At 45.3% G+C, this 23067-nt stretch carries 17 protein-coding genes and 1 riboswitch; of the genes, 6 read left to right on the top strand and 11 right to left on the bottom strand.

Going from position 1 to position 23067, the window contains the following annotated elements; genetic code table 11:
• Window positions 1-1485, top strand: coding sequence for an ArnT family glycosyltransferase (locus tag NQF64_RS04890; protein ID WP_099026564.1), 1485 nt, complete (start codon window positions 1-3; stop codon window positions 1483-1485).
• A gap of 81 nt (window positions 1486-1566) precedes the next feature.
• A complete protein-coding gene (locus NQF64_RS09020) occupies window positions 1567-3123 on the top strand; it encodes a glucosyltransferase domain-containing protein (RefSeq protein ID WP_407651811.1) in 1557 nt (518 codons plus the stop codon).
• A gap of 58 nt (window positions 3124-3181) precedes the next feature.
• Here the strand turns inward: NQF64_RS09020 and NQF64_RS04880 are convergent, their stop codons facing one another.
• The 11 genes from NQF64_RS04880 to NQF64_RS04830 all read right to left on the bottom strand — a co-directional run bounded on the left by NQF64_RS04880 (window position 3182) and on the right by NQF64_RS04830 (window position 15872).
• Window positions 3182-4597 carry a hypothetical protein gene (locus tag NQF64_RS04880; RefSeq protein WP_266106672.1) on the bottom strand — a complete coding sequence of 472 codons (1416 nt, stop codon included), beginning with the start codon at window positions 4595-4597 and terminating at the stop codon, window positions 3182-3184.
• A gap of 22 nt (window positions 4598-4619) precedes the next feature.
• Window positions 4620-5564, bottom strand: coding sequence for a glycosyltransferase (locus NQF64_RS04875; RefSeq protein ID WP_099026567.1), 945 nt, complete (start codon window positions 5562-5564; stop codon window positions 4620-4622).
• 114 nt (window positions 5565-5678) lie between these two features.
• Entirely contained in the window at window positions 5679-7682 is a 2004-nt protein-coding gene (locus tag NQF64_RS04870) for a hypothetical protein (RefSeq protein ID WP_266106671.1), read from the bottom strand.
• Window positions 7683-7879: 197 nt separating this feature from the next.
• Window positions 7880-9604: a hypothetical protein gene (locus NQF64_RS04865; protein ID WP_266106670.1), complete on the bottom strand. Its 1725-nt coding sequence runs from the start codon at window positions 9602-9604 to the stop codon at window positions 7880-7882.
• A gap of 23 nt (window positions 9605-9627) precedes the next feature.
• A complete protein-coding gene (locus NQF64_RS04860; protein ID WP_266106669.1) occupies window positions 9628-10668 on the bottom strand; it encodes a glycosyltransferase family 2 protein in 1041 nt (346 codons plus the stop codon).
• Window positions 10669-10685: 17 nt separating this feature from the next.
• On the bottom strand, window positions 10686-11156 hold the full coding sequence (gene ribH / locus NQF64_RS04855) for a 6,7-dimethyl-8-ribityllumazine synthase (protein ID WP_266106668.1): 471 nt from the start codon (window positions 11154-11156) through the stop codon (window positions 10686-10688).
• Window positions 11157-11167: 11 nt separating this feature from the next.
• Entirely contained in the window at window positions 11168-12403 is a 1236-nt protein-coding gene (gene ribB / locus NQF64_RS04850; protein WP_266106822.1) for a 3,4-dihydroxy-2-butanone-4-phosphate synthase, read from the bottom strand.
• 20 nt (window positions 12404-12423) lie between these two features.
• Entirely contained in the window at window positions 12424-13074 is a 651-nt protein-coding gene (locus tag NQF64_RS04845; protein WP_266106667.1) for a riboflavin synthase, read from the bottom strand.
• A 3-nt stretch (window positions 13075-13077) separates the two neighbouring features.
• On the bottom strand, window positions 13078-14136 hold the full coding sequence (ribD, locus tag NQF64_RS04840) for a bifunctional diaminohydroxyphosphoribosylaminopyrimidine deaminase/5-amino-6-(5-phosphoribosylamino)uracil reductase RibD (protein WP_266106821.1): 1059 nt from the start codon (window positions 14134-14136) through the stop codon (window positions 13078-13080).
• Between the two features lie 94 nt (window positions 14137-14230).
• Window positions 14231-14385, bottom strand: a riboswitch (FMN riboswitch).
• Between the two features lie 114 nt (window positions 14386-14499).
• Entirely contained in the window at window positions 14500-15075 is a 576-nt protein-coding gene (locus NQF64_RS04835; protein WP_266106666.1) for a hypothetical protein, read from the bottom strand.
• 56 nt (window positions 15076-15131) lie between these two features.
• Window positions 15132-15872, bottom strand: a complete 741-nt coding sequence (locus tag NQF64_RS04830) for a Crp/Fnr family transcriptional regulator (protein WP_257875114.1) — start codon at window positions 15870-15872, stop codon at window positions 15132-15134.
• A gap of 267 nt (window positions 15873-16139) precedes the next feature.
• On the opposite strand from NQF64_RS04830, the gene NQF64_RS04825 reads away from it, so the two are divergent.
• The 4 genes from NQF64_RS04825 (at window position 16140) to NQF64_RS04810 (ending at window position 23013) form a co-directional block, all read left to right on the top strand.
• Complete coding sequence (locus NQF64_RS04825; protein ID WP_099026577.1) at window positions 16140-16997, top strand: OmpW/AlkL family protein; 858 nt, start codon at window positions 16140-16142, stop codon at window positions 16995-16997.
• A 221-nt stretch (window positions 16998-17218) separates the two neighbouring features.
• Window positions 17219-18334: an efflux RND transporter periplasmic adaptor subunit gene (locus tag NQF64_RS04820; protein WP_266106665.1), complete on the top strand. Its 1116-nt coding sequence runs from the start codon at window positions 17219-17221 to the stop codon at window positions 18332-18334.
• A gap of 14 nt (window positions 18335-18348) precedes the next feature.
• Window positions 18349-21441, top strand: coding sequence for an efflux RND transporter permease subunit (locus tag NQF64_RS04815; RefSeq protein WP_266106664.1), 3093 nt, complete (start codon window positions 18349-18351; stop codon window positions 21439-21441).
• The gene (locus tag NQF64_RS04810; protein WP_099026580.1) at window positions 21442-23013 is read left to right on the top strand and encodes an efflux transporter outer membrane subunit; all 1572 of its coding nucleotides are present in this window, start codon (window positions 21442-21444) and stop codon (window positions 23011-23013) included.
• Window positions 23014-23067: the final 54 nt, after the last annotated feature.

The raw sequence follows: 23067 nt of genomic DNA, 5'->3' as shown, positions 1-23067 counted from the left end.
ATGCGCTTCTTTTTAGATAGTAATTTATTTAAAAAATCGTTAACCAGGTCGTATCTTATCTATCTTAGTCTACTTTCCATTGCATATTTATCCCGCGCGACCGTTTTAGGCAGCCCTTTTATATTTTTCGACGAAGAATTTTACCTTTTCGTTGGGGGACGCATGCTCCATGGCGATCTCCCTTATGTCGATATCTGGGACAGAAAACCCATCGGCATTTTCCTTATCTATGAGTTCTTTCATCTTTTTGGTCCCTATCGCATCTGGGCTTACCAAATAGGCGCACTCCTTAGCGCGTGGTTGACCTCCATTTTTTGCTTTAAAATTGCCCGCTTCATCGCCCCCATTAGTGGTGCTTTTTGTGCAAGCTGCTGCTATCTCATATGGGCTGTTGGCTTTGGTGGAATGGGGGGTCAATCCCCTATTTTCTATAACACATTCATCACCGGCGCTATTCTTATTACACTCCAAGGCCTCCAAAAAGGAAACGCCAAAAGTTTAAAAACAGCAGGTTGGATCAGTATGGTTTTATTTGGTCTTTCCATCCAAATAAAACCCACCGTCGCTTTTGAAGGTATATATGTTGCTCTATTCCTTTTATTCATCTTATATAAAGATAATGTAAAGCTTCTTAATCTCTTTCTGACAGCTCTAGGCTGGAGTATCACAGCTCTTCTGCCATCATTATGCGTCATCGCCACTTATGCTTATTTAGGACATATCTCAGAATGGTGGTTCGCTAATGTAATCTCTATTTTCCTAAAACAAGACCCCCCCCATAACACCCTTAGTTCATTCTGGCATTGGACTCATTGGGGCATCATTCTGGGTTTTCTTTTTATAAGCACTATAGGGTTGCGTTTTCTACTTCTTAAAGCCCGCCCTAATAATGCACTTCGTATCTTTATTCTAGGCTGGGCCTGTGCCGCATTTCTAGGATTCTTCATCTTCGGTAGTTTTGCAGTACATTACGCCCTTCCCCTCCTTGCGCCATTCTTTATCAACGCAGCTCCTCTCTGCTCTTCAAAATTAGGCCGTTTATGGCTTATATTCTTAGTTAGCTTTGGCATAATATGCGCCTACTACAATACGAAAAAAGTCCTCAGCAATGGTTCCCAAAAAGACTTAACAACCATCACACAGCTACTCTCGTCAGCTCCCGGTTGCGTCCTAATTGACCACGGCCCCGACATTATCCTCGATGCATTACCTCATTATTGCCCCGTGACAACTTTACCCTTTTCCTGGCATCTCGACTCTGCGCCAGAAAAAAAGGCCCTTCCTCTTGACCCAACAACCGAAATCAAACGAATCTTCCAAACCCCTCCACGCTATATTATTTTAGATAGCGACATTAAGGATTACACTGGCGGAAATATAGATGTTATCAATATTATATACCAACATATAACAACATCATATCATGAGATTTATCGTCATAAACGCCACAAGGACGATAATATACTGATATATATGCATAATTGATTGATTATTATCTTAGTATAATTGCACTTTACCATTCTCCATGGTACTTTTTGGGGGCCTCTGTCTTAAAGGACTATAAACATGTACTCCATGCCTAAAAAACACTCGGAAGCATCCATACGATGCATCCTTTTTTTAGCTATCCTAGGACTCTTCTTATACCCTATACTTCATGGAAATTTTTATTATCCAGACGACTACTATCGCTCCGCCACTGGGGACATTTCCTGCACACAAACAGGTCGCTTTCTCGCTCAACTTATCTTCATTATTTTAAATGCAAGTAATATTTCATATGATTTATCTCCAACTCTACAGATATTAGCAATTATTATACTATCATTTTCTCTTTCATTTCTGTCATTAAAATGGCGCCTAAACCGTACATCTTCTGCTTTATCTTTAAGTTTTATTGTATGTACTCCCTTTTTTCTCCAAAATTTATCTTATCACTCTGACAGCCTTAATATGAGCATAGCATTATCATGCATAATGTGGTTTTTTATTTTCGATAATAAACCTATACCTCCCTACAAAAAAATATTTTTTAGATCAATATTAATATTATCTGCTCTTAATCTTTATCAACCAACACTAAATGCATTTTTTATATTTTTAATAACTGAATCCCTATTTATACTACACGATAAAACCACAAAAGATTCCATTCAATCTTTTATAATGAACGCATTATATCTCCCAATTCCCCTTATTGTTTACAAATGTGAAGTAATATTTAGAAAAGATGAGAGTTATGCATCTCTTCATGCACAATTTACCCATAACCTATTCATAATACTAAACAATATTCGTAAATTACTAAAATATGCCTTCCTAGAATTCGGCATCCATGGCGGTAGTTTAGAAATCCTTCTAGGATGCTTCTTATTCATCGCGTTGATAAACCTGCTTTATATCTTTTACAAAAAAGGTAAATTCCCCTACCTAGCTTTAACCCTATGCTACATTAGCCTGGCCATTTGTTCCTTGGCAGGGTTCCTTGCTCTTTTAAGATATCCTGTTTTTGATATGCGCGTCTTTATAGCAAATGGAGCATTTCTCTCTCTCTTCATGCTATTTTTTATAGGAAAAGAAGCATCATTTCATAAAAACCCCGTAAAAATCATCCTAGCCAGCTGGGTGCTGCTCATCCAAATGACATTTTCAACACAATGGGGAAGTGCCATTGCCGCTCAAACTGAGCTTAACGAGGCCATTGCCAGCAATATTGTCAATGATACTTACATCCTTTCCAAACAACATCCTGTTTTCATCCGTATTGAGGCCCAACATAAAACCGTCAATAACATCACAACAATAGCGGCCCAAACAGATGATGGTATTCTTGATATTCCTGTTCCATTTATTACTAAAAAAATATGGCATGCACGGCGTGCTATTTTCGATCACAATGTAATTTATGATCCCCTTGGAGAGTTCATCCTGAAAAAGCATGACCTTCAAGATAATGCCACGTATTTCCGCTCTATTGATGAGAGCCCCCAATTTCCTTTTGCTCTAGCCCAAAGCATATATGAGCATTGTTCATATGAGGCTATGCGTTCCAATAGATATTACAATATCTATAAAAAAGGGAGCTATATCCTCGTTGACTTCTCCCATAAATGTAACGAGTAAGCTCGATATAAACGGAGCAGTCCCCTACATTATGGGCCTGCTCCTCTAGGCTTCATCCTCACTTAAAGATTTTATGGTAGTAATAATCTCCAATCCCATGCGGCATATATGAATAACATGGCCCCAATTCTGAAAACCCATATAAAAGAGAATTAAAATTCGACACCAAAACACTAACTACAACAAGAATCATCAATGTTTTCTTGAGACATGGAACATCACACTTATACCTAACAATATAAATAAGTCCCAAGACTCCTAATAAGATAATGTCCGGATAAAACTCCGCCCGATACCGATAATTCATACTAATCGCTATCATCATCAAAAAAGCAGGGATACCTAATGCTACAACTATCGCTCCAACCAACAATCGGTTAAAAGGAAATATATCCTTTCCCTTCTTAAATAAAAGAGCCCATAAAAACATACTCCCACAGAACATCATAAAACCATCGGTTAGGAAGAAACTACTCGCAGGCAACTCATTCGCATCAATCAATTTTGTAAATTGCTGTTGAAACAAGAATGTCCCATCATGTTTTTGGAAAACCCAAACAGGGAAAAAGAAATATATAACCCCTAAATAAAACCTATCAATATTAAACAACCCATATAATTTTGTTCTAAAAAGACGATCAGGATACTCGATGTTATATAAATATATATTGTAATTCGCAAATGTTAAAGGATTCCCCCATCTCTCATAATTCACATAAGCTGTAATGACTATCCCAAGTCCGGATAAAAAGATTGGTAACAAAATCGACTTTATTGAATCTACCAAATCTTCCTGCGTTGATCTCGAATAAGCCTGATACGTAAAATACGCTAAAAAGCAAAATAAAGCCGCATATAAGCCAATACCCATAGAGACGCGCGTCAACAAGGCACAACTAGCAGCAATCGCCATAGAAGGCCCAGCTTGCCGCCAATACGTCTTATCAAATAGTGTTCGTATGGCAGAATATATAAACCATCCAGCAAAAGCCAGTGACCAAAAACAGACCTCTTGATACAGCTTATGTTCAAAAAAACACACTTGCTCACCTGAAAAAGCAAGAACAATCGCCAAACTTACGGACGCCCATCTCGCTTCTTGAAAAAACTTTCGAGACAAAAAGTCCCATATTTTATAATTAAAGAACAATATAATAAGAAGAGCAATAATAGATGAAAGACGCGTTATATCTAGATGAAGTCCGCTAGGGAATAATAAAATAGGCAACCTCAAAAAAGCTGGGAAAATACCCCAATATGCATATACTTTACCATCTCGCAAAAAACCTTCTTCTTGCACTGTCCATGGCGCAACATCAAATTTACCATGTAGGATATGCTCCATCATACTATTAAATGTTAATCTTACACCGGCGTCCCTATACTCAATTGGCAGATGTGACCAACTTAAAATATTTACAACACTCCAAAGAGCAGAAAAAATCCAAATAAATGAGACTAAGTTTCTCTTCATCTTCTTTTCCCTGTTGAATAATTTAATTTTTATCTAAAAACCTTGTAGGGTATGAAAGATAAGTCAAATATTTCTGCTCTTTTCGAGCAATTGCTACTGTATCTAATATTAAGCCACATACAAAACTTAAAAAAGATAATATAATCAATGATACAGCCAATATTGCAGTAGGAAGTCTAGGAACGGTTCCATGGGTCAGATAAAACGAGATTATAGGCCATCCTAAAAAGATACCAGATACAAAAAGAAAAAATGCAATAATAGAAAAAAGGAAAAAAGGCTTCTCAAGCCTTACAATGTTAATGATGGCGCCTAATATTTTTAGACCATCCTGATATGTTTTTAATTTTGACATACTCCCTTGAGGGCGCTCCACGTATTTTATTTCCATTTCTCCTATTGATAAACAGAGCCCTAAAGCATGAATTGTAAATTCCGTCTCAATTTCAAAACCTCTTGATAACGACGGGAAAGACTTAACAAAACGCCTTGAAAAAACACGATAACCCGACAGCATATCCGTAAGACGCCGTCCAAATATCAGCGTTACTAAACCTGTTAGCACCTTATTGCCAAGAACATGACCTCGCCGATAAGCAGCCTTTTGCGTTGTCACACGTGCCCCATTCACCATGTCCAACCCCTGCTCATACGCCATCTTTAAAAGCTTAGGAGCCGCCTCAACCTCGTACGTTGCATCGCCATCAACAAGTATATAAAAATCCGCCTCTACGTCCGAAAACATACGCCGGACAACATGTCCCTTCCCTTGCAAGGTCTCAGTTCGCACAATTGCCCCAGCGCTCCGAGCAACATCTATAGTTTTGTCAGTAGAATTATTATCATAAACATAAACCGGGACATCACCCATAACCTCCCGAAATGAACGAACAACCTGTCCTATAGCCATTTCTTCATTATAACACGGTATTAAAATAGCTATTTTAATATCACCCCAGCTCTTCATATATCACCCTCTACAAACATCTCTCACAAGCAGAAATTCTAATTATCATATAAGTATTAAACAACCACTACCTTCATGAAAATACTAACCCCATAAAAACAATATACCATAACCTTATCCTCCATGGTCCAAAACTTTAACCCGATACATCCTTATCCCATTAATCGGCTTTTGTTTTGCCCTGTAATTAAGAATATGAAATTGACAATCCAAACTATTTTGACCTGGCTCAATGGGAAGCTCTAAATAATAAATAGACTCAGTTGACGGAACCGCCCACTCCGCTACCACCTTGCCCCTATAAAGGATTTCAACATGTTGTTGATCCAATTTATTCGATGAAAGATGCACCCACATTTTCATCATAGCAGAAGACTTATCTAAAACCGGCAGATGGACAGTTGCATATTCCCCCGTACTCACCACTCCATGCTTAGCCCCCTCCCAACCATCAACTGAAATAAGGTTATTACCATTCAATTCTATTTCTGGATAAAAATCTTTCCACGATAAAACCGAATCATAAGATACACTTAGAGGTTTCTCCCAATTTCCAACATTAATGTCATATGGCAGATTCATTCTATCCCCTGCATATACAAAAAATGTAAGCTGATGTTTTTGCTTTATATAAAGTGGTGGACCAAACTGATTCAGAACAGCTTCTCTACATGAGGGATACGGAGGACAGACCCTATCATTACCTACATTAGTCAGAACAAAAGCCCATTTCTGCAAAGAAGGTACATGATACCAATTTGGAGATGTCCATATCGTTGGCAAAAATCCACGGTAATCCATCGCATAAAGAAGAGGCCTGACAATTTTTTTATAGTGATTTCTCCATGTAATAACATTCGCCTCTACCCCCCAATAATCTCCATAAGCATACTGAATTTGCTCATCATCTAAAAATGACTCCACGTCCTTCCCTACATCAAAGGAAAGCACAGGAAGCTGCTTCCTCCAGACACTCGTATTACTATAGAAACTTGACAATAAAAATAAAAAACCTAGACTATAAAGTCTCTTGCGAACCTTCTTATCCATTGACTTCCAAGGAAACAAACATACACATATAATTGTACAATAGTATATGTTGGCAAGATACCTTGCAAGACGAATATCACTAACACCATTAAACAAAAGAGAGGCCGAAAAAATACCCAAAATCGAAAAACTACACAGTAAAACAATAAATAAATTATTCTTTTCACGATAGACATATCTATATTTAGAAAAATAAATACATAGGTAATATACATACATTAAAGATAAAAAATTGATGAACATAAATATATAATATAAAATGATATTTATTTTATCATAACTTATAAAAATACCATAGAAATTACTAAAATTAAGAAATGGCATAATATTAAAATAATAAGATACAGATGCAAAAGAAAAAACAATCGCTTTCCAAGAAAGATTAATATGCATGAATTCTTTTTTATATATTCCACTTATCGGGAATAATCCAAAACAATGCGTTTCAGAAAAGACAAGTACAAACAACCCAGCGACAACCCATGCGATATACCATAGTCTTACCCGGCCCGTTTCCAAAAAAATCATTATAATAGACGAAACAATTATAGGCAGGATGAATACTGGCAACATCCATGGGTCAGAAAAAGACGCAAAAGAAAAAATAAAAACCGAAAAAGTTAATAAAAAAACACTTTGTTTTTTAATAGAAAGAAAACACAATAAGACCCCTAACAATCCCCACGCTATTGAAACATTATGCGCAACTGCATATAGTAAAAAACCACCATGCCCCAATGCTATTTGCGGTGCGGACAATATTAAAGCAGCACTCCAAAGAGCTTTATTCAAATCAGAAATTTCAAAAACCAAAAACCCCGAAAAAAAGGCCGTAAGCCAAAAAACAACAACCCCTAACATAATAAGAACTGTTGATTGCTCTCCAAAGAAATGAAATACAACACCATACGGAATGATGATTGAAAAAAACCAATTATCTATTGGAAAATGAAATGTCTTAATGGCATCCCATCCCCCTTCCCAAAAATATCTGATCATGGCAGGGAATACAGCCGTATCGGCATCGACTCTCCAGAGGGAAAATGCCTCCCTATAAGAGGCGATCATCCCATAGATTATCAAAAAAATAGGAATTATTTTTTTAGAATAAAAACTAGATATATTATTTTTCAGAAACACGTTCTACTAACCCTATCGCCAAGGTAAATTTTATAAAGACTTTCTTCATAAAACAGAAGCATTTTTGCGTCCATAAAATAATAATTTTATGGACGCAAAAATCACTCAAAAGACAATCAAGTGCCTTACATTCCTATCTTATCACTATAAATTTTCCAATTTGGATATCGTTTTATAAACTCCTTCAATAACCACTGAACATCTTTTCCATTTGCTGGTTTTATCCTCCGATAGAGAAAAGCTACATAGCCCGGTACAATTGCGTAACCTCGGCCTATCTGTCTATACGAAGCCCCTATTCCCGTTCCATTTACAATAGCCTCGTTCGGTATTATTGCGACTTGCTGCCCATTAAAAGCTTTTTTCTCATCCGAAACAAATTTATTCACAGTCCATGGAACACAGCCTTTCCCACTTATCGGCACCATAACAACTGCTATATTCGCATCTAATACATTTAATCTAAAAAAGTCTCGTTGATCTACTTCCGAGGCAAAAATAGCGTGCTCCTTTAACGCTGAATCTACCCCTATAAGCAAATCTATATTCAATGACATATTTGCTGGAAACACCGTAAAAGTTCCCTCTCTTCCCATTTCTGTCTTTAAATCACTTATTAGAGATTGATATTCCGCTTTATTCCCTAATTTAATTGGGAAAAGCGTCCATGATGGAAATATATAATCCCCATACACCACATTACTATGAAATCTTTCAGAAAAAATATAGCAACACCCCAATATATTATAAAAAATAAATAATGAAAATAATAAATTTATTACCTTCCCTGAAAAGAACGAGGAAATCACCCTAATACAATACACACAAATCAACAAACACAAAAAATATACAGGAATCATATGTTGTTCGCTAGGAGATTGTACTCTAGAAAAAAGATATATCGTTAAAAACGCTACACAACCACAAAACAAAATATATTTATTTTTCTTAACGAAAGATATTAACAACCCAGAAAATAATAAAACTAAAATTACAGGACCTATTTTTGGATAAATAACATGCAAAATCTGCTCTGATAACGGCAATTGATACATTTCATAACTAGAGACATATGATGTTCTTAATATTTTTATAAATAACCGAAGCTGAAAAACAAAGACACAAAACAATAACGTTAATGATGATATTGTATAATTCTTTAATAAAAGAATATAATTATTTTTTGATTCACATTCCCTTATCTCAAAAAGAGCAAACCCAAACGAGCAAATCATGAATGCCATTATTGAAAACGCATACCATCTTCTTAAAGCAAACATAAGCCATAACATTACTCCAAGCAACAAACAGTTTCTTACAGAAGCGACTGTAAGAAATTTTGTCTGATAAATTAACAGAAGCGCCACCGTGAAAGGAACACATCCGCCTATATCAGGGTAGCCCCTCAGCACCGGGCCCCATAAAGGAGAAAAACAAAGAACCATTAGCACCGTATATACAAATTTTATTTTATCTTCAGGCGCAATATATTGGTTAATTACCTTATGAAAAAAACAAGCTAAAGGCAATATCCAAAAGATATATATAGAATATACAAATGAAAACCTCCCACTTCCCCATAAAATATGCCCTATATTCATAGGTAACAATGATAAAGGACCATAATCATCACGATATAAAGACTTTACAAACCGACGAAAAACATGCCAATTATACAACATTCTTGGACAATAAAAATTATATAAATCCTGATATCCACGAAAATCCCACCAATAAACACCATCTTCATGATGAATATATGATCTTACAAAAAAAGATACTATCACTGAACAAACTACAAGAAAGAGAAGCCGTTTTAAATACAGCCCCTTACACTCTACACGATACACTATAAAATTTCCTTCAGCGTTTTTTATTTCACAATTTTTTCTACATGAGAGATGGGTCTATTTTTTACCTCTAAATATATTTTCCCTATATATTCACCTAACACACCTAATGATAACATTTGGATACCCCCCATAAAAAAAATAGCCAACATTACAGAAGACCAACCTTCGACTGTATGCCCCATCATTTTAAGAAAAAATATGTAAAAAATTAGTAAAACAGATATTAAAGAGATAAGAATTCCGCCCCCAGAAATTATCCTGAGCGGGGAGATGGTCATAGATGTAATCCCTTCTATGGCCAGCGAGATCATCTTCTTTAAAGGATATTTTGAATCTCCTGCAAAACGTGAACCACGTGAATAATATATTTTTGTTGAGGGAAAACCAACTAAAGGAACGAGACCACGTAAATACGCATTCGATTCCTTATATTCCAGCAAATTTTGTAACGCCCTTTGACTCATCAATCGAAAGTCAGCATGATTAAAAACCTGCTCTACTCCCATCAAGGCCATTAATTTATAAAAACCCTCTGCAGAAATACGCTTAAACCATGTATCTCTTTCGCGCGATGACCGTACACCATATATAACGTCGTATCCTTCTTGATACGCAGCAACCATCTTGGGAATGGCCGTAATATCATCCTGTAGGTCTGCATCGATGCTTACGATAGCATCTGCTCCACTTTTCTGAGCATAAGAAAGGCCAGTTAATAATGCCGCTTGATGCCCTACATTCCGTGATAATTTCACCCCCTGCACAAAAGAATAGTGCATAGCCGCAGCTTCAATTTTCTCCCAGGTTGTATCTATACTACCATCATCAACAAATAACAGAGAACTATCACTACGAATTACCCCAGCATTTTGCGTCTCCTGTAACAACGCCTCCAACTGACGCAAACACTCAGAGAATACCTCTGCCTCATTATAACAAGGGATGACAATAACAAGCCGAGGCGCTGCACGATTCATCATTTTCATCGTATAAAAACCTTTGCACGAACTGGCGATAATGGAGGCATAACCTATCTCTATCGTATAGGAGCCTTTTACCATCTTGTCAGGATCTTTCTTTACTTCCGCAGAAAGGCGACCGTTTCTACACAGGCAGCGGCGGCTTCGCGGCCTTTATTATGCTCATCGCTGCGGGAGCGTGTAACGGCTTGGTCCTCTGTATAGGTTGTTAGGATACCAAAAGAGACCGGTACATTCGTCTCCAGCTGCGCTTGCATAATGCCGATGGTCGCCCCTAGAGAAATGAACTCAAAATGAGCCGTATCTCCCTTAATGACACAACCAAGGCAGATAACGCCCTCATAAATGCCTTTGCGGGCAAGATGTTGGGCCATGATCGGTAGCTCAAACGCACCGGGAGCCTCGTATATATCAACGCTCTCATCAATGCCGCGCTCTTTTAGCCACTCTAACGCGCCATTGCGCAACCCACCAGTAACATCAGGATTAAAACGACTTACCAAAAGGGCAAGCTTCGGGGCTGGGGTAAGCTGCAAATTGGCAGGGGCTGTAGCAATATGTTTGCTCATCAAACAATCTCCTATAGAGCGTGACCCATACGGGTCCGTTTTGTCTCAAGATAATGGCGATTAAACGGGTTTGCCGGGATGACGAGGCGTTCTACCCCTTCTACAACCAAGCCAGCCTCTTTTAAGCCGCGCTCTTTCTCCGGGTTATTGGTCAAAAGCCGCAAACGCGTCACCCCTAATGCGGCCAACATTTGGGCGGCCATGTCCCACCGCCGTGCATCCGCAGGGAGGCCAAGGGCTTCATTCGCCGCAATAGTGTCCATCCCTTGCTCCTGCAACTCATAAGCGCGGATTTTGTTCACAAGACCAATACCGCGCCCTTCATGCCCGCGCATATACAGTAAAATACCCGCTTCAGCGATAGAAATGCGCTTGAGGGCTTCTTGCAACTGCTGGCCACAATCGCACCGCAGCGAACCTAACGCATCCCCCGTTACACATTCGGAATGTAAACGCACTAGAGGGGTATGTTGCGTTACATCCCCTTTGACGAGAGCGAGATGCTCCACCCCATCAGCACCACGAAATGCATGAGCGCGCATCCCCTCCCCACCGCACAAAGTCGGTAAATCTGCAACAGCGCAATCAACCGCTTCAGGAGGGAGCTGCTCTACTGAGCCAATCTCTCCAACATCGGCACGACCATGGGCCGCAATCCAACGGCGCATCTCGGCAATGGAGACTAACGGCAAGCCATGGCGGTGCGCGTAAAGCCGTAGCTCTGGCAGGCGCATCATCGTGCCATCCTCAGCCATAATCTCGCAAATCACCCCAGCAGGACGCAGCCCCGCCAAGCGCATGAGGTCCACAGCCCCCTCTGTATGGCCTTCCCGCGCCATCACACCGTCTGGGTTCGCCCGTAAAGGGAACATATGGCCCGGTGAGATAATATCCTCTGGCCCTGCATCTGGGGCAGAAGCAACCTGAATCGTATGGGCACGCTCAGCAGCGGAAATGCCAGTGGTCACACCATGTGCCGCCTCAATCGACACCGTAAAAGCCGTGCCGCGTGGGTCACGATTTTCTGCCACCATTGGGAGGAGGCCCAACCGTTCAATCTGCTCTGCCTCTAGGGAGAGGCAAATCAACCCACAAGCCTGCCGCGCCATAAAGGCAATGGCCTCTGCTGTGGCAAATTGTGCCGGAAGAATCAAATCGCCCTCATTCTCCCGGTCTTCATCATCCACCATCACGACCATGCGGCCTTCCCGCACCGCCTGAATCGCCGCCCTTAATGTAGGGGACATCTCTGCAAGCTCTGCGCGTGTCACGGCTGGCTCCCTTTATAAAGTAAGGCTTCCTCTGGGCTATGACGAAGGAGTGTCTCAATATATTTCGCCATCATATCGACCTCCAGATTCACACGTGCGCCGTTTTTGAGTGTCGAGAGATCGGTATGAGTCCATGTATGAGGGATAATCATCAGGCCGATTTCGAAGCCCTGTTGCCCATCATGCTGAATCGCCTCGTAAATCTCATTCACTGTCAGGCTAATCCCATTGATGGTAATGGAGCCTTTCTCAATAACATAACGGCGTAACGCCGCTGGCATAAAGATGCGTAAATGATGCGAGTCCCCCGCTGCTTCCTTATGGGTTAGAACCCCCACCCCATCAACATGGCCTTGCACAATATGGCCGGAGAGGCGGGTATGTAAGCTCACCGCACGCTCTAGATTCACACGGGCCCCAGCGGTTAATACACCAAGAGAGGTACGGGCTAATGTCTCCCCACTTAAATGGAAGTCCACCACACCCTCCGGCGTAAAATGGGTAACGGTTAAGCACACACCATTGGTTGCGATGCTTTCCCCTTCGGTAAGGTCCGTAAAATGCGTGGCGATGCGCATATCCATCGCTTTATCCCGCAAAGAGACGGACTGCACCTCACCTACATGCTCAATAATGCCAGAAAACATCTTTCATCCCCCATAGATACGCAGCAGTTGGATTGGGCTTATCGCCCCATCCTCCCCGTGCCGTAGCGTCATAGTGTAATGATCTGCTTCACCACCGCCCCGATGGTGAATAGTCAGCCAATCATCCCATAAGCCAGCGGCCTTCACGCTCTCCAACAAAGTAGGGCCAGCCTCTATCAAGGCCCAATTCACCCCCATCTCGCCCAATAGAGCGGGCATGGCTGAAAGGTCGCGGCATTGTTCCACATAAAACCCCTCCGCCTCTCGCGCATAAACCCACGCACGAGGAAGGCGATTGTGCCTATCCAACACAATCAAAGGCCGAGGAGCGCGCGCTTTATGGTCTGCGACATGCCGCACGGTAAAAGAGGGCGTATCGGCTAAGACTGTCCCCACCCCCGTTACCAGCGCATCACACGCACGGCGAAGCTGATGTGCCAACTGCAACGATGCTGGGGAGGTAAAGGTTTTCTGCCCTTTGGGAGGAATCATACTCCCTTGTTCATCCAACGCTTGTTTCACACTCAACCACGGGCGGCCTTGTGTTACGCGCTGGGTAAATGGCGCATTTAATGCCTGACATTCCCGCGCAAATGTGGCTAAAGCGGGTTCCTCTGCTACAAACCGCACCTCTTTGGGTGCAGGCCCAGCCGCTAAATGAGCCGCCCCACCTGCCGCCATTGGGTTAGGATCGCGTGTGCCAATCCAAATGGTTTGCACAGGGCTTTGCTTTAATGCCTCGCTACAAGGCGGGGTACGCCCATGATGATTACAGGGCTCCAGCGTTACAAGGGCAATGCGGGCTTGCTCCAGCACCCCACGCATACGCGCTTGCTCTAGTGCCATAATCTCTGCATGAGCTTGGCCTGCTGCGGGATGCGCCCCAACCGCGAGGAGCCGCCCCTCACCATCCAGCAGCGCACAACCAACGGATGGATTAGGAGCTGTTGCTCCCATCGTCTGCACGGCTTCCTTAATAGCTTGCTGAAACCCAGCCCGCACCGCCGTTAGAGGCGGGGAGGTCGCACCTATCTGCTGTGCCTTATCCGACACAATAGTCATCATCAGTCCCCAATCATCTCAGGGACGTTCGCGGCGACGTCACGCCTTCTCCCCCTCGCCATGATGGGCATAACACCATAGCAGAAGCAGAAAAACGCGTTCTCTCTCATCCGGACTATCACCGTCGGCCCCGGAATCGCACCGAGTCTGCTTGTCTCCTACCCCAAAGGGTAGGACGCTCGCGGGCTGAGGTAGCCTAGGGCTACCAACACCGCCGGTAGGGAATTACACCCTGCCCCGAGAACGTCTGTCTCTATTATCGCCCTCTATATGGAGGGGTTATGCCAAAAGAACAAGGGGCCGCCCTAAGAGCGACCCCCTGCTATCAGCCTGATAAGACTAACCTTTATACAAGGCTGTCGATTAGAACCCACCCTTTAAGGAATGTACAAAGTCCTTACCAGCCTGCACGTTGCTATCGTGCATATCCTTCAGGCTCTGTTTTTGATCATCCCAGCTCTTCTTCTGAGCATCAACCTGGTCCTTAATCTTCTGCTTCTGCTCAGCAGGAGCATTCTTATACTTATCACGCAGGTCTTTGATCTGCTGCTTACGATCATCAATGTTTTTCTGTAACTCAGCTTTTTTATCGGACGCTAAGTTCTTGTACTTATCACGCAGGTTCTGCAATTTTTCCTGACGCTGCTTGAGGTCAGACTTCATCGTATCAATGCGCTTTTGCAGCTTAGCACGCTCACGAGCAGGGGCCCCAGCGTACTTATCCTGAAGGGCTTTGATCTTCCCTTCTTCATTCTGAATGGATTTGGAGACGCTATCCAAGCTGCTCTGGACAGAAAGCGGGTCATTTGGATCATACGCATGGGCATGCGGGATCAACGCAAAAGAAGATGCGAGAAGCATTGTAGAGAATAGGATGCGGGTTTTCATGTCAAACTCCCATAGATTATGCAAAAAACGTGCAGCAACACTTAACACCATAGCCATACGCTTAAAAAGTTAAAAAAAGGCCATTTACCAAGCCTTGATCTACGCTCTCACTCTAACCCATTAGCGATATCAGCCAAATTCCCCAATGCCAATAACGTCACAGAGCTCGCTCCCTTTGTGCTAATGAGCCCCTCTCTTTTAAAGAGGCTAAAGGTCCGACTTACCGTCTCTATCGTCAACCCTAAATAATCGGCAATGTCCATTCGTGACATAGGCAAAGGCAGGGTCATCGGGCCATTCTCATTCCGCCATTGCTCTGCATAAACGCAGCAAGGGCGTGCCTGCTCTATCAAAAACGTGGCCAATCGCTCCCGCGCTGTTTTACGGCCCAACAGCATAAGGCGTGATTGCATCTTCACAAGCTCGCTTGAGGCCTCCTTTTGCAACCGCCCTCGTAAACGAGGAAAGCGTTCCACTAGCCGTTCAATCGACGAATGTGAAAAACGACATAACGTCACATCACCCAATGCTTCTGCGGTAAAAGCATAAGCATCCGACGAGGCTAGACCCAAAAAATCCCCTAACTCAGCAAAACCAATAATTTGCCGGCGCCCATCCACCATAAGATTAAATAATTTAGCACGCCCCCCTGTCAGAACATAAAAATGATCCGCCGCGCATCCTTCCTCTATAAAACAACGTCCAGACGGAACAATTACACGTGAAGACTCTGCCACTAACGCAGGGAGGTCCGCATCATCAATAACATTACAGATACTAACAGACCGACCAGAGCAGTGCCCGCACCGCTCCCCAACAGCCTCCATAAGGTCGCGACCTGTCTCCATTCTTTGTCCCCTGCTTGAGTACTCCGCCATGGCATAGGCGATGCAGGCTCAGCATGAAAAAACAACCTTTTCTATAACACTTATCAGGAAAAGCTATTCTTGCGATAAAAATTAAAAATTTATAGTTTATTCTTTCAAATCTATTACAGTTATAAATTTCCTCTTGCCTTCCTCGAAAAATGGTTTTAGGGGGAAGGAGGAACGATTAAATTTTGTCCATCTTTCGTCCTTCGCCTTACTATAGACACATTGAGGATTCTAGCAAAAATGAGCCGCACATTCACTCGGATGGCCGCTGCCGCGCTGTTTACGTTCGGTGCCACTTCCTTTGGGGTTGCTAAAGCCGCTGCTTCAGCGCCCGTGACAGCCTCCACCACCATGCAGGCTGCTCCAGATGCATCCGTTCATCTCCAGCCGCCAGCCAGTGAGCATTGCGGTCTCTTTAAAACATGCGCCAATACAAAGATCGGCCTTGGCAAAGGGGACTTTGTGGTACGCCTCTCTGCTTTAGGGGTTATTACCAATAACACTGGCTCTCGCGTACGTTTGGCTGAAGGCTCCCCTGCAGCGGCTCTCGCTGGCGGTAATACCTTCCGCCATAATGTATCTGTCACAAATCAGGTAATGCCTGAGCTAACGCTAGAATATTTCCTGACGAACCATATCTCTCTTGACCTCATCGCCTCCTCCACCCGCCATGAAGCGGCGGCCCATGTAGGTAACCTTGGCAAGCTGGATGCTGGCAGCTTCTGGATTCTCCCCCCCACACTGACAGCAGCCTATCATTTCCGCCCCAATAAACGCTTTAACCCCTATGCAGGGCTTGGTATCACAGTTGCCATCTTCCATAACATGCACCCTGCTCAGAACCTGAACGGGATTGGCAACGGTGCTGTTTTTGATGCCATGCATATGAAAACCAACGTCGGCCCAAGCTTCAACCTTGGTTTTGATTATCAGTTAGTAGGCAACTGGTTCTTCAACTTTGACATCAAGCAGATCCTACTCTTCAACCAGAGTATCCATCTTAGCAAGCGTAACAATGGCATCACAGGCGGGCGCGTCCATGTTCATGATGATGTACACCCAACCGTTGTTGGCGCAGGTATTGAATATCGCTTCTAACCCTACCGTTTGAGAAGCAACGCAAAAAACGAGCTGTAGAATGACTACAGCTCGTTTTTTTGTATTTATTTTACGATATGATTTTTAAACCATAATACAGCTGGTTACTGCGTTTTAAATACCTTTTTACACTCACCCTATCGTGACAAAAAAACCTATCTATGCGAGAAAGGTGCTGGTCTTTTGCTGTAACAAGCTAATGAGCGGAGAATCTTCTGATAATGCGTCTCTCGCGTAACTTCATAATTATCGGCACTTCCCTGCTCGTTCTTCTTCTCTGTCTTGGGTTATGGGCCCTCATACCTGGCCGCTCTATCGAGACTAATCCCCAACCGGCCGTTATCCATGATGGTGACCTCCTCCGCATCCGTGCGGGAGGCCCGCTTGATGGCCGCCTGACGGTCGAGCCTGTAGCAACAACTCTATCCCCCCACCAAGTTGCTCTACCAGCGCAAATTATCACCGCCCCCGGACAAAGCGTTGATATCCACTCCCCTGTTGTTGGGCGCGTGGCAAGTTTGCATGTCCAGACAGGCCAGCATGTCCAAGCAGGCGATAGCCTTGCGACCCTTTATTCTGGTGATTTAGCTCAAGCTTGGTCAGATTCCCGCAAAGCGCAATCTGCCCTTACCCTAGCGCGCAATGCGTATCGCCGCGCGGTAGGTGTTTTGGCCGCGGGGGGGAATGCTGTCAAAGATATGCAATCCGCCCAGAATGACCTTAAACAAGCTGAAGCCGAGGCCCGCCGTGCTCAACAAAGACTACAAGCCCTTGGTACCAGCGGGGATGAAGGCTCCCAGCCGCTTATTGCACCTTTCTCTGGTGTTGTTACGGCAATTTCCACCGGGGTAGGACAAAATATCACAGACATGACGGCCATCCTCATGACCGTCTCCAATATCAACACCGTATGGGTGCAAGCGAGCTTACCAGAATCTCTTTTGCCCATGTTGGGCACGACTATGACGCTGGAGGCCCCTTTCCCCGGTCAAACATGCAGTGGTCCCGTAACAGCGCAGGACCCGGCCTTCCGTACCGATACACGGCGGATGAACCTCTATTTGCGGTGTAATAACCCCCAAGAGCGGCTCCATCCCGGCCAATTTACCACAGCGACCCTAAATATCGCACAACAAGCACAGGCATTACTGCCCAAAACAGCCCTGCTTATGGATAATGATCAAGTGTCTGTCTTTGTGGAAACGGCCCCTAAAACATATCGCCGGCGTTATATTACAATCAGCTATGAAGAAGGAGAATCCGTACGCATCCTTTCCGGCCTCCATGCAGGTGAGCGCGTCATCACCCATGGCGCTATTCTGCTCAATGACTACTAAAGGCTTCTGAGCAGATGTTTATCGAGAAATTTATTTCATGGTGCTTTTATCATAGCAAAGCAGTAGCCTTCCTCACCTTTGCCATGTTCGCAACAGGGATGATCGCGTGGAAGCAACTCCCCGTGGAAGCTTATCCCGACCTCGGTCCTGCAAGCGTGCTTGTCACCACCCAGGTGAATGGCCTTGCTGCTGAGGAGATGGAACATCAAGTCACCACCCCGGTAGAGCGCGAGCTGGCCGCCGTCCCCGGTGTGGTGGAGAGTCGTTCTAGCACCACCTTTGGCCTCTCGCTCATCACGCTTATTTTTGATGATAACGCCGATATTTACCGCGCACGTCAATTAGTCCAAAGCCAACTAGATGGCCTACAGCTCACCGGTGGGGCGCAACCCTCTCTCGGCCCTATCTCCGGCCCTAGTGGGGAGATTTACCGTTACACGGTAGAATCAGACGATCGCGACCTCATGACCATTTCGGACGTGCAACGCTGGGAGATTATCCCCGCCTTACAGCGCGTCCCCGGCGTAGTGAATATTGATAATTTCGGCGGCTTTACGCGGGAATATCAGCTCATTTTAGACCCGCATGCCCTTATTCGTTACGGCATTAGCATCAGCGATGTGATGAACGCCATCCGTAATAGCAATGTCAATGCTGGGGGTGGGCGTGTAACCCGTGGGGAGCAATCTTACATCATCCGTGGTGTGGGGCAGATTCACTCCCTTGATGATATGCGCAATACCGTCATCGGCCATCATGATGGTGTGCCGGTCCTTCTCTCCGAGCTTGGTCATATCGAGTTTGGCCATCAAGTGCGTGAAGGGATGTTGGGCAAAAACGGTAACCCCGATACGATTGAAGGGGTCGTGACCATGCTCCGCGGGGCCAATCCCTCCCAAGTGTTGGATGACCTCCATGCAGAGGTTGATAAGCTCCAAAAACAACTCGCCCCACGGCATATCCGCATTGTTCCTTATCTCGACCGCGATAATCTCGTTAAGTCCACAACCGATAAAGTCAGCGAGACCATTTTAGAGGGGATCGGCCTTGTATTGGTCATTTTGACCTTCTTCCTTGGTTCTCCGCGTAGTGCGGCTATCACGGCGGTAACCATTCCTTTTGCGCTCGCTTTCGCCTTCATCCTTATGCGTGCATGTGGGATGGCCGCTAACCTGTTCTCCCTCGGCGCGGTGGATTTCGGCGTGATTGTTGATGGCGCGATTGTTGTCACAGAGGTCATCCTCCGCCATCGTGAAGATTATCATACAAGGCCGCTCGACCCTTCCGATATTTTGGACATTACCCGCCGAGCGGGACGCGCTATTTTTGCCTCCACGCTCATCATTGTTGTGGCTTATAGCCCTCTCTTTGCCTTTGTTGGGAGTGAGGCCAAAATCTTCCGCCCTATGGCATGGACTGTTAGCTTCGCCCTCCTTGGGGCCTTGCTTTGTGCCCTCTCACTCACCCCGACAATGTCCTTTCTTGCCCTGCGGAAGCCGCGGCCCATCTGGCATAATAAGCCACTCGCATGGCTGCATAAAAAATATGATAGATTGCTAGGGTACTTCCTCCATCACCCGACCATTCCTTTCATCAGTGCAGGCGTGGCCTTGGTCGCCGTTATCGCTCTTGGTGCAACTACAGGGCGGGAGTTCCTCCCCGACTTGGATGAAGGTGCACTCTGGCTGCAAATACAAATGCCTACCGGTATCTCACTAGAGCAAGGGCAAGAAAAAGCCTCCGAGGTACGCCGTGCTGTGCGTGAGTTCCCGGAGACATCCTACGCCATTACTCAACTTGGCCGCTCTGATGACGGGACAGACCCATGGACGCCATCTCATATTGAGATGCCTGTTGGCCTAACCCCTTATAATCAGTGGGCAAATGGAGAGACGAAGGCGCAGTTCATCACCAAATTACGGGCACGGCTGAACAAAATCCCCGGTATTTCCTTCTCTATCAGCCAGCCGATTGAAGATAATCTGAGCGACCAGCTCGGCGGGGCGCATAGTCCGCTTGTGATGCGCATCTATGGTGATGACCTCACCGGTTTACGCGTTCTTGGTCAGCAGATTGTCAATATCTTATGGCAAGTACCCGGTACAGTGCAGGCGGATATCTTCCAAGAGCCTAAAATCCCTCAAATAGAAATCACGCCAGACCGCCTCAAAGCCGCCCGTTATGGCATTAGCATTAATGATGTGACAGACCTCATTAATAGTGCCATTGGGGACGAACCTCTTACCAGCGTGATTGAAGGTGACCGTTTTTATAACGCAACGCTACGTGTTGATAATGCCCAGCGCTCTAACCTTCAGCTCCTAGGGCAATTACCCTTGATCACGAGTGATGGCAGTGCCGTCCCCTTAGCGGATATCGCGCGTATTCGCCTCCAAATGGGGGAGAGCAGCATCGCTCATGAGATGGGTCAGCGGCAAATCACCCTCCAAGTGGATAATGGCAGCCGCCCTATGTCCCAATATTTAGCGGATGCCCAAAAACTCATTGATCAAAATGTCCATTACGACCCTCAAAAGTTCCGTATCGAATGGGCAGGGACATTCCAGCAAGCACAACGCGCGCAAATCCGCCTTATCGCGGCCTTAGGGGTGATGTTTGCTGTAATGTTGGGCTTGCTTTATGCGGAGTTCCAAAAGCTACGCCATGCGCTGCTCATCCTCGGCATTGTTCCACTAGCTGCCCTTGGTGGGCTAATCGCGCTGCATGCCCGTGCGGAAACCCTTAATATTGCAACCGCTGTGGGCTTTATTGCTCTCTTTGGTGTGGCCATTCAAAATGGGATCATTATGGTCTCCAACATCAATCGTCATATTAAAGAAGGAATGGGCCTGCGTGATGCCACCCAACTTGGGGCGACGGAGCGTTTCCGCCCCGTTTTGATGACTGCCACGGTTGCTAGTGTCGGTATGCTCCCTGCAGCTATGGCTACCGGGGTAGGAACAGACGTACAACGCGGCCTCGCCACGGTTGTTGTTGGCGGGCTTGGTATTGCAACCTTGCTCACCCTTTTCATTCTACCTGTCTGCTTCTGCCGATTGGAGGAGCAAGTCAAACATCGTGCCCTACGCAATGGGGAGGATGGCTAAATGACCACGCCTTTGCATCAATCTCCACGCCCTCATAAAGGCCAGTGCAATCCTCTTTTGCGGGCTTGTAGTACCCTCGCTTTACTCGCCGTAGGGCTGGGCGGGTGCATTGTAGGGCCATCCCCTAAAGACATCCCCCCCCTGCCAGACAAAACCGATTATACAAAAAAGCCAATTACCCAAACGGCAGGCGGGACTAATACAGCAAAAGATAGCCTCCTGCGGCGACAACATTTTACGGCTGGGGCTGATGTTGCGGGTAAATGGTGGGAAGCGTTCCAAAACCCACAACTCAACCAACTTGTTGAGCAAGCTCTTGCTAACAGCCCAACGCTTAAAGCCCAACAGGCGGGCCTAAAGGCCGCATGGGAGCAACGGCGTGTGGAAGGTGCTTCGCTTTATCCGAGTGTGTCCGCGCAGTTCCTCCCCACGCGCAACAAGACCTCCAAAGCCCTCTCCCCTGTGCCGAACAATAATGAATGGCTCTATAACTTACATACGGCTCAGCTCAATATCGGCTATGTCCCTGACCTCTGGGGGGGATCGCGGCTAGCCATCCGTAATGCTAAGGCACAGGCGGATATTCAGCGTTTTCAACTAGAAGCCACAACGCTGACCTTAATCTCTAACCTCGTCAATACCGCCATTACTGAGGCTGGCTTACGCGCTCAAATCCGCGCTAAAGAGATGTTGATCGCCCAGCAAACGGCCATGCTCACCATTAATGGCAATCAAGTTGGCCTTGGCGACCAATCCCGACAGAGCCATCTTTTGCTGCGGGATTCTCTTGCCCAACTTCAAGCGGATTTACCACCGCTGCAAACTCAACTCGCCCAAACACGGGACCAACTCGCCACCTTGGCGGGCCTCACCCCCAATGCGGACCTTCCGACATTTGAGCTAAAAGATTTCACCCTGCCGGAGGAGCTACCGCTCTCCTTACCCGCGCAGCTGATTCTTCAACGCCCTGATGTAGCCGCAGCGCAAGCGCAAATCCGCTCTGCCGGGGCGCAGCTGGGCATTGCTATTGCCAACCGCCTGCCCAATGTGCAGCTTAGTGCGCTACCGGGTGAGGCTGTTAATAGCATGAGCCAATTATTCAAACCTGGTATGGGCAACTGGATGTTAGCCGCTACCGTCACTCAGCCTATCTTCCAAGGGGGGTCACTCCTCCATGCACAGCGCGAAGCCAAAGCAAACTACACACAAGCCAAAGAGTATTATCAAGCCGCTATTCTCTCCGCTGTGGGAGATGTTGCTGATAGTTTGCACGCGGTGGACCTCGACAGCAAAACCCTCATGGCTGATCAATCCGGTTTAGAGGCTGCAACGCAAGCCCTACGCATTGCAGAAGCCCAGCATAGATTAGGCGATAACAGCAAAATCGACCTTGCCCAAGCACGGATGGAAGTCGCCCAGGATGAACTCTCCGTAGCGCAAGACAAGGTTACGCGTCTTTCTGACACGGTCGGGCTTTTCCAATCCCTCGGCGGGGGATGGTGGAACCGCAATGACCTTGGCGTCAGCCGCAAAGACGCTAACCGCCTCTCCACAACGTTGGTGCCTTGGTAAACACCTCACATCCCTACCCCCCTATCGCCCTTTAAACGGGCTTAGGGGGACTAG

Origin of the sequence: Bombella saccharophila, from assembly GCF_026385475.1 — a bacterium.
GTDB classification, from domain to species: domain Bacteria; phylum Pseudomonadota; class Alphaproteobacteria; order Acetobacterales; family Acetobacteraceae; genus Bombella; species Bombella saccharophila.
The sequence above is the reverse complement of the archived record's forward strand: the minus strand, read 5'-3'. Positions and strand labels throughout refer to the sequence as shown.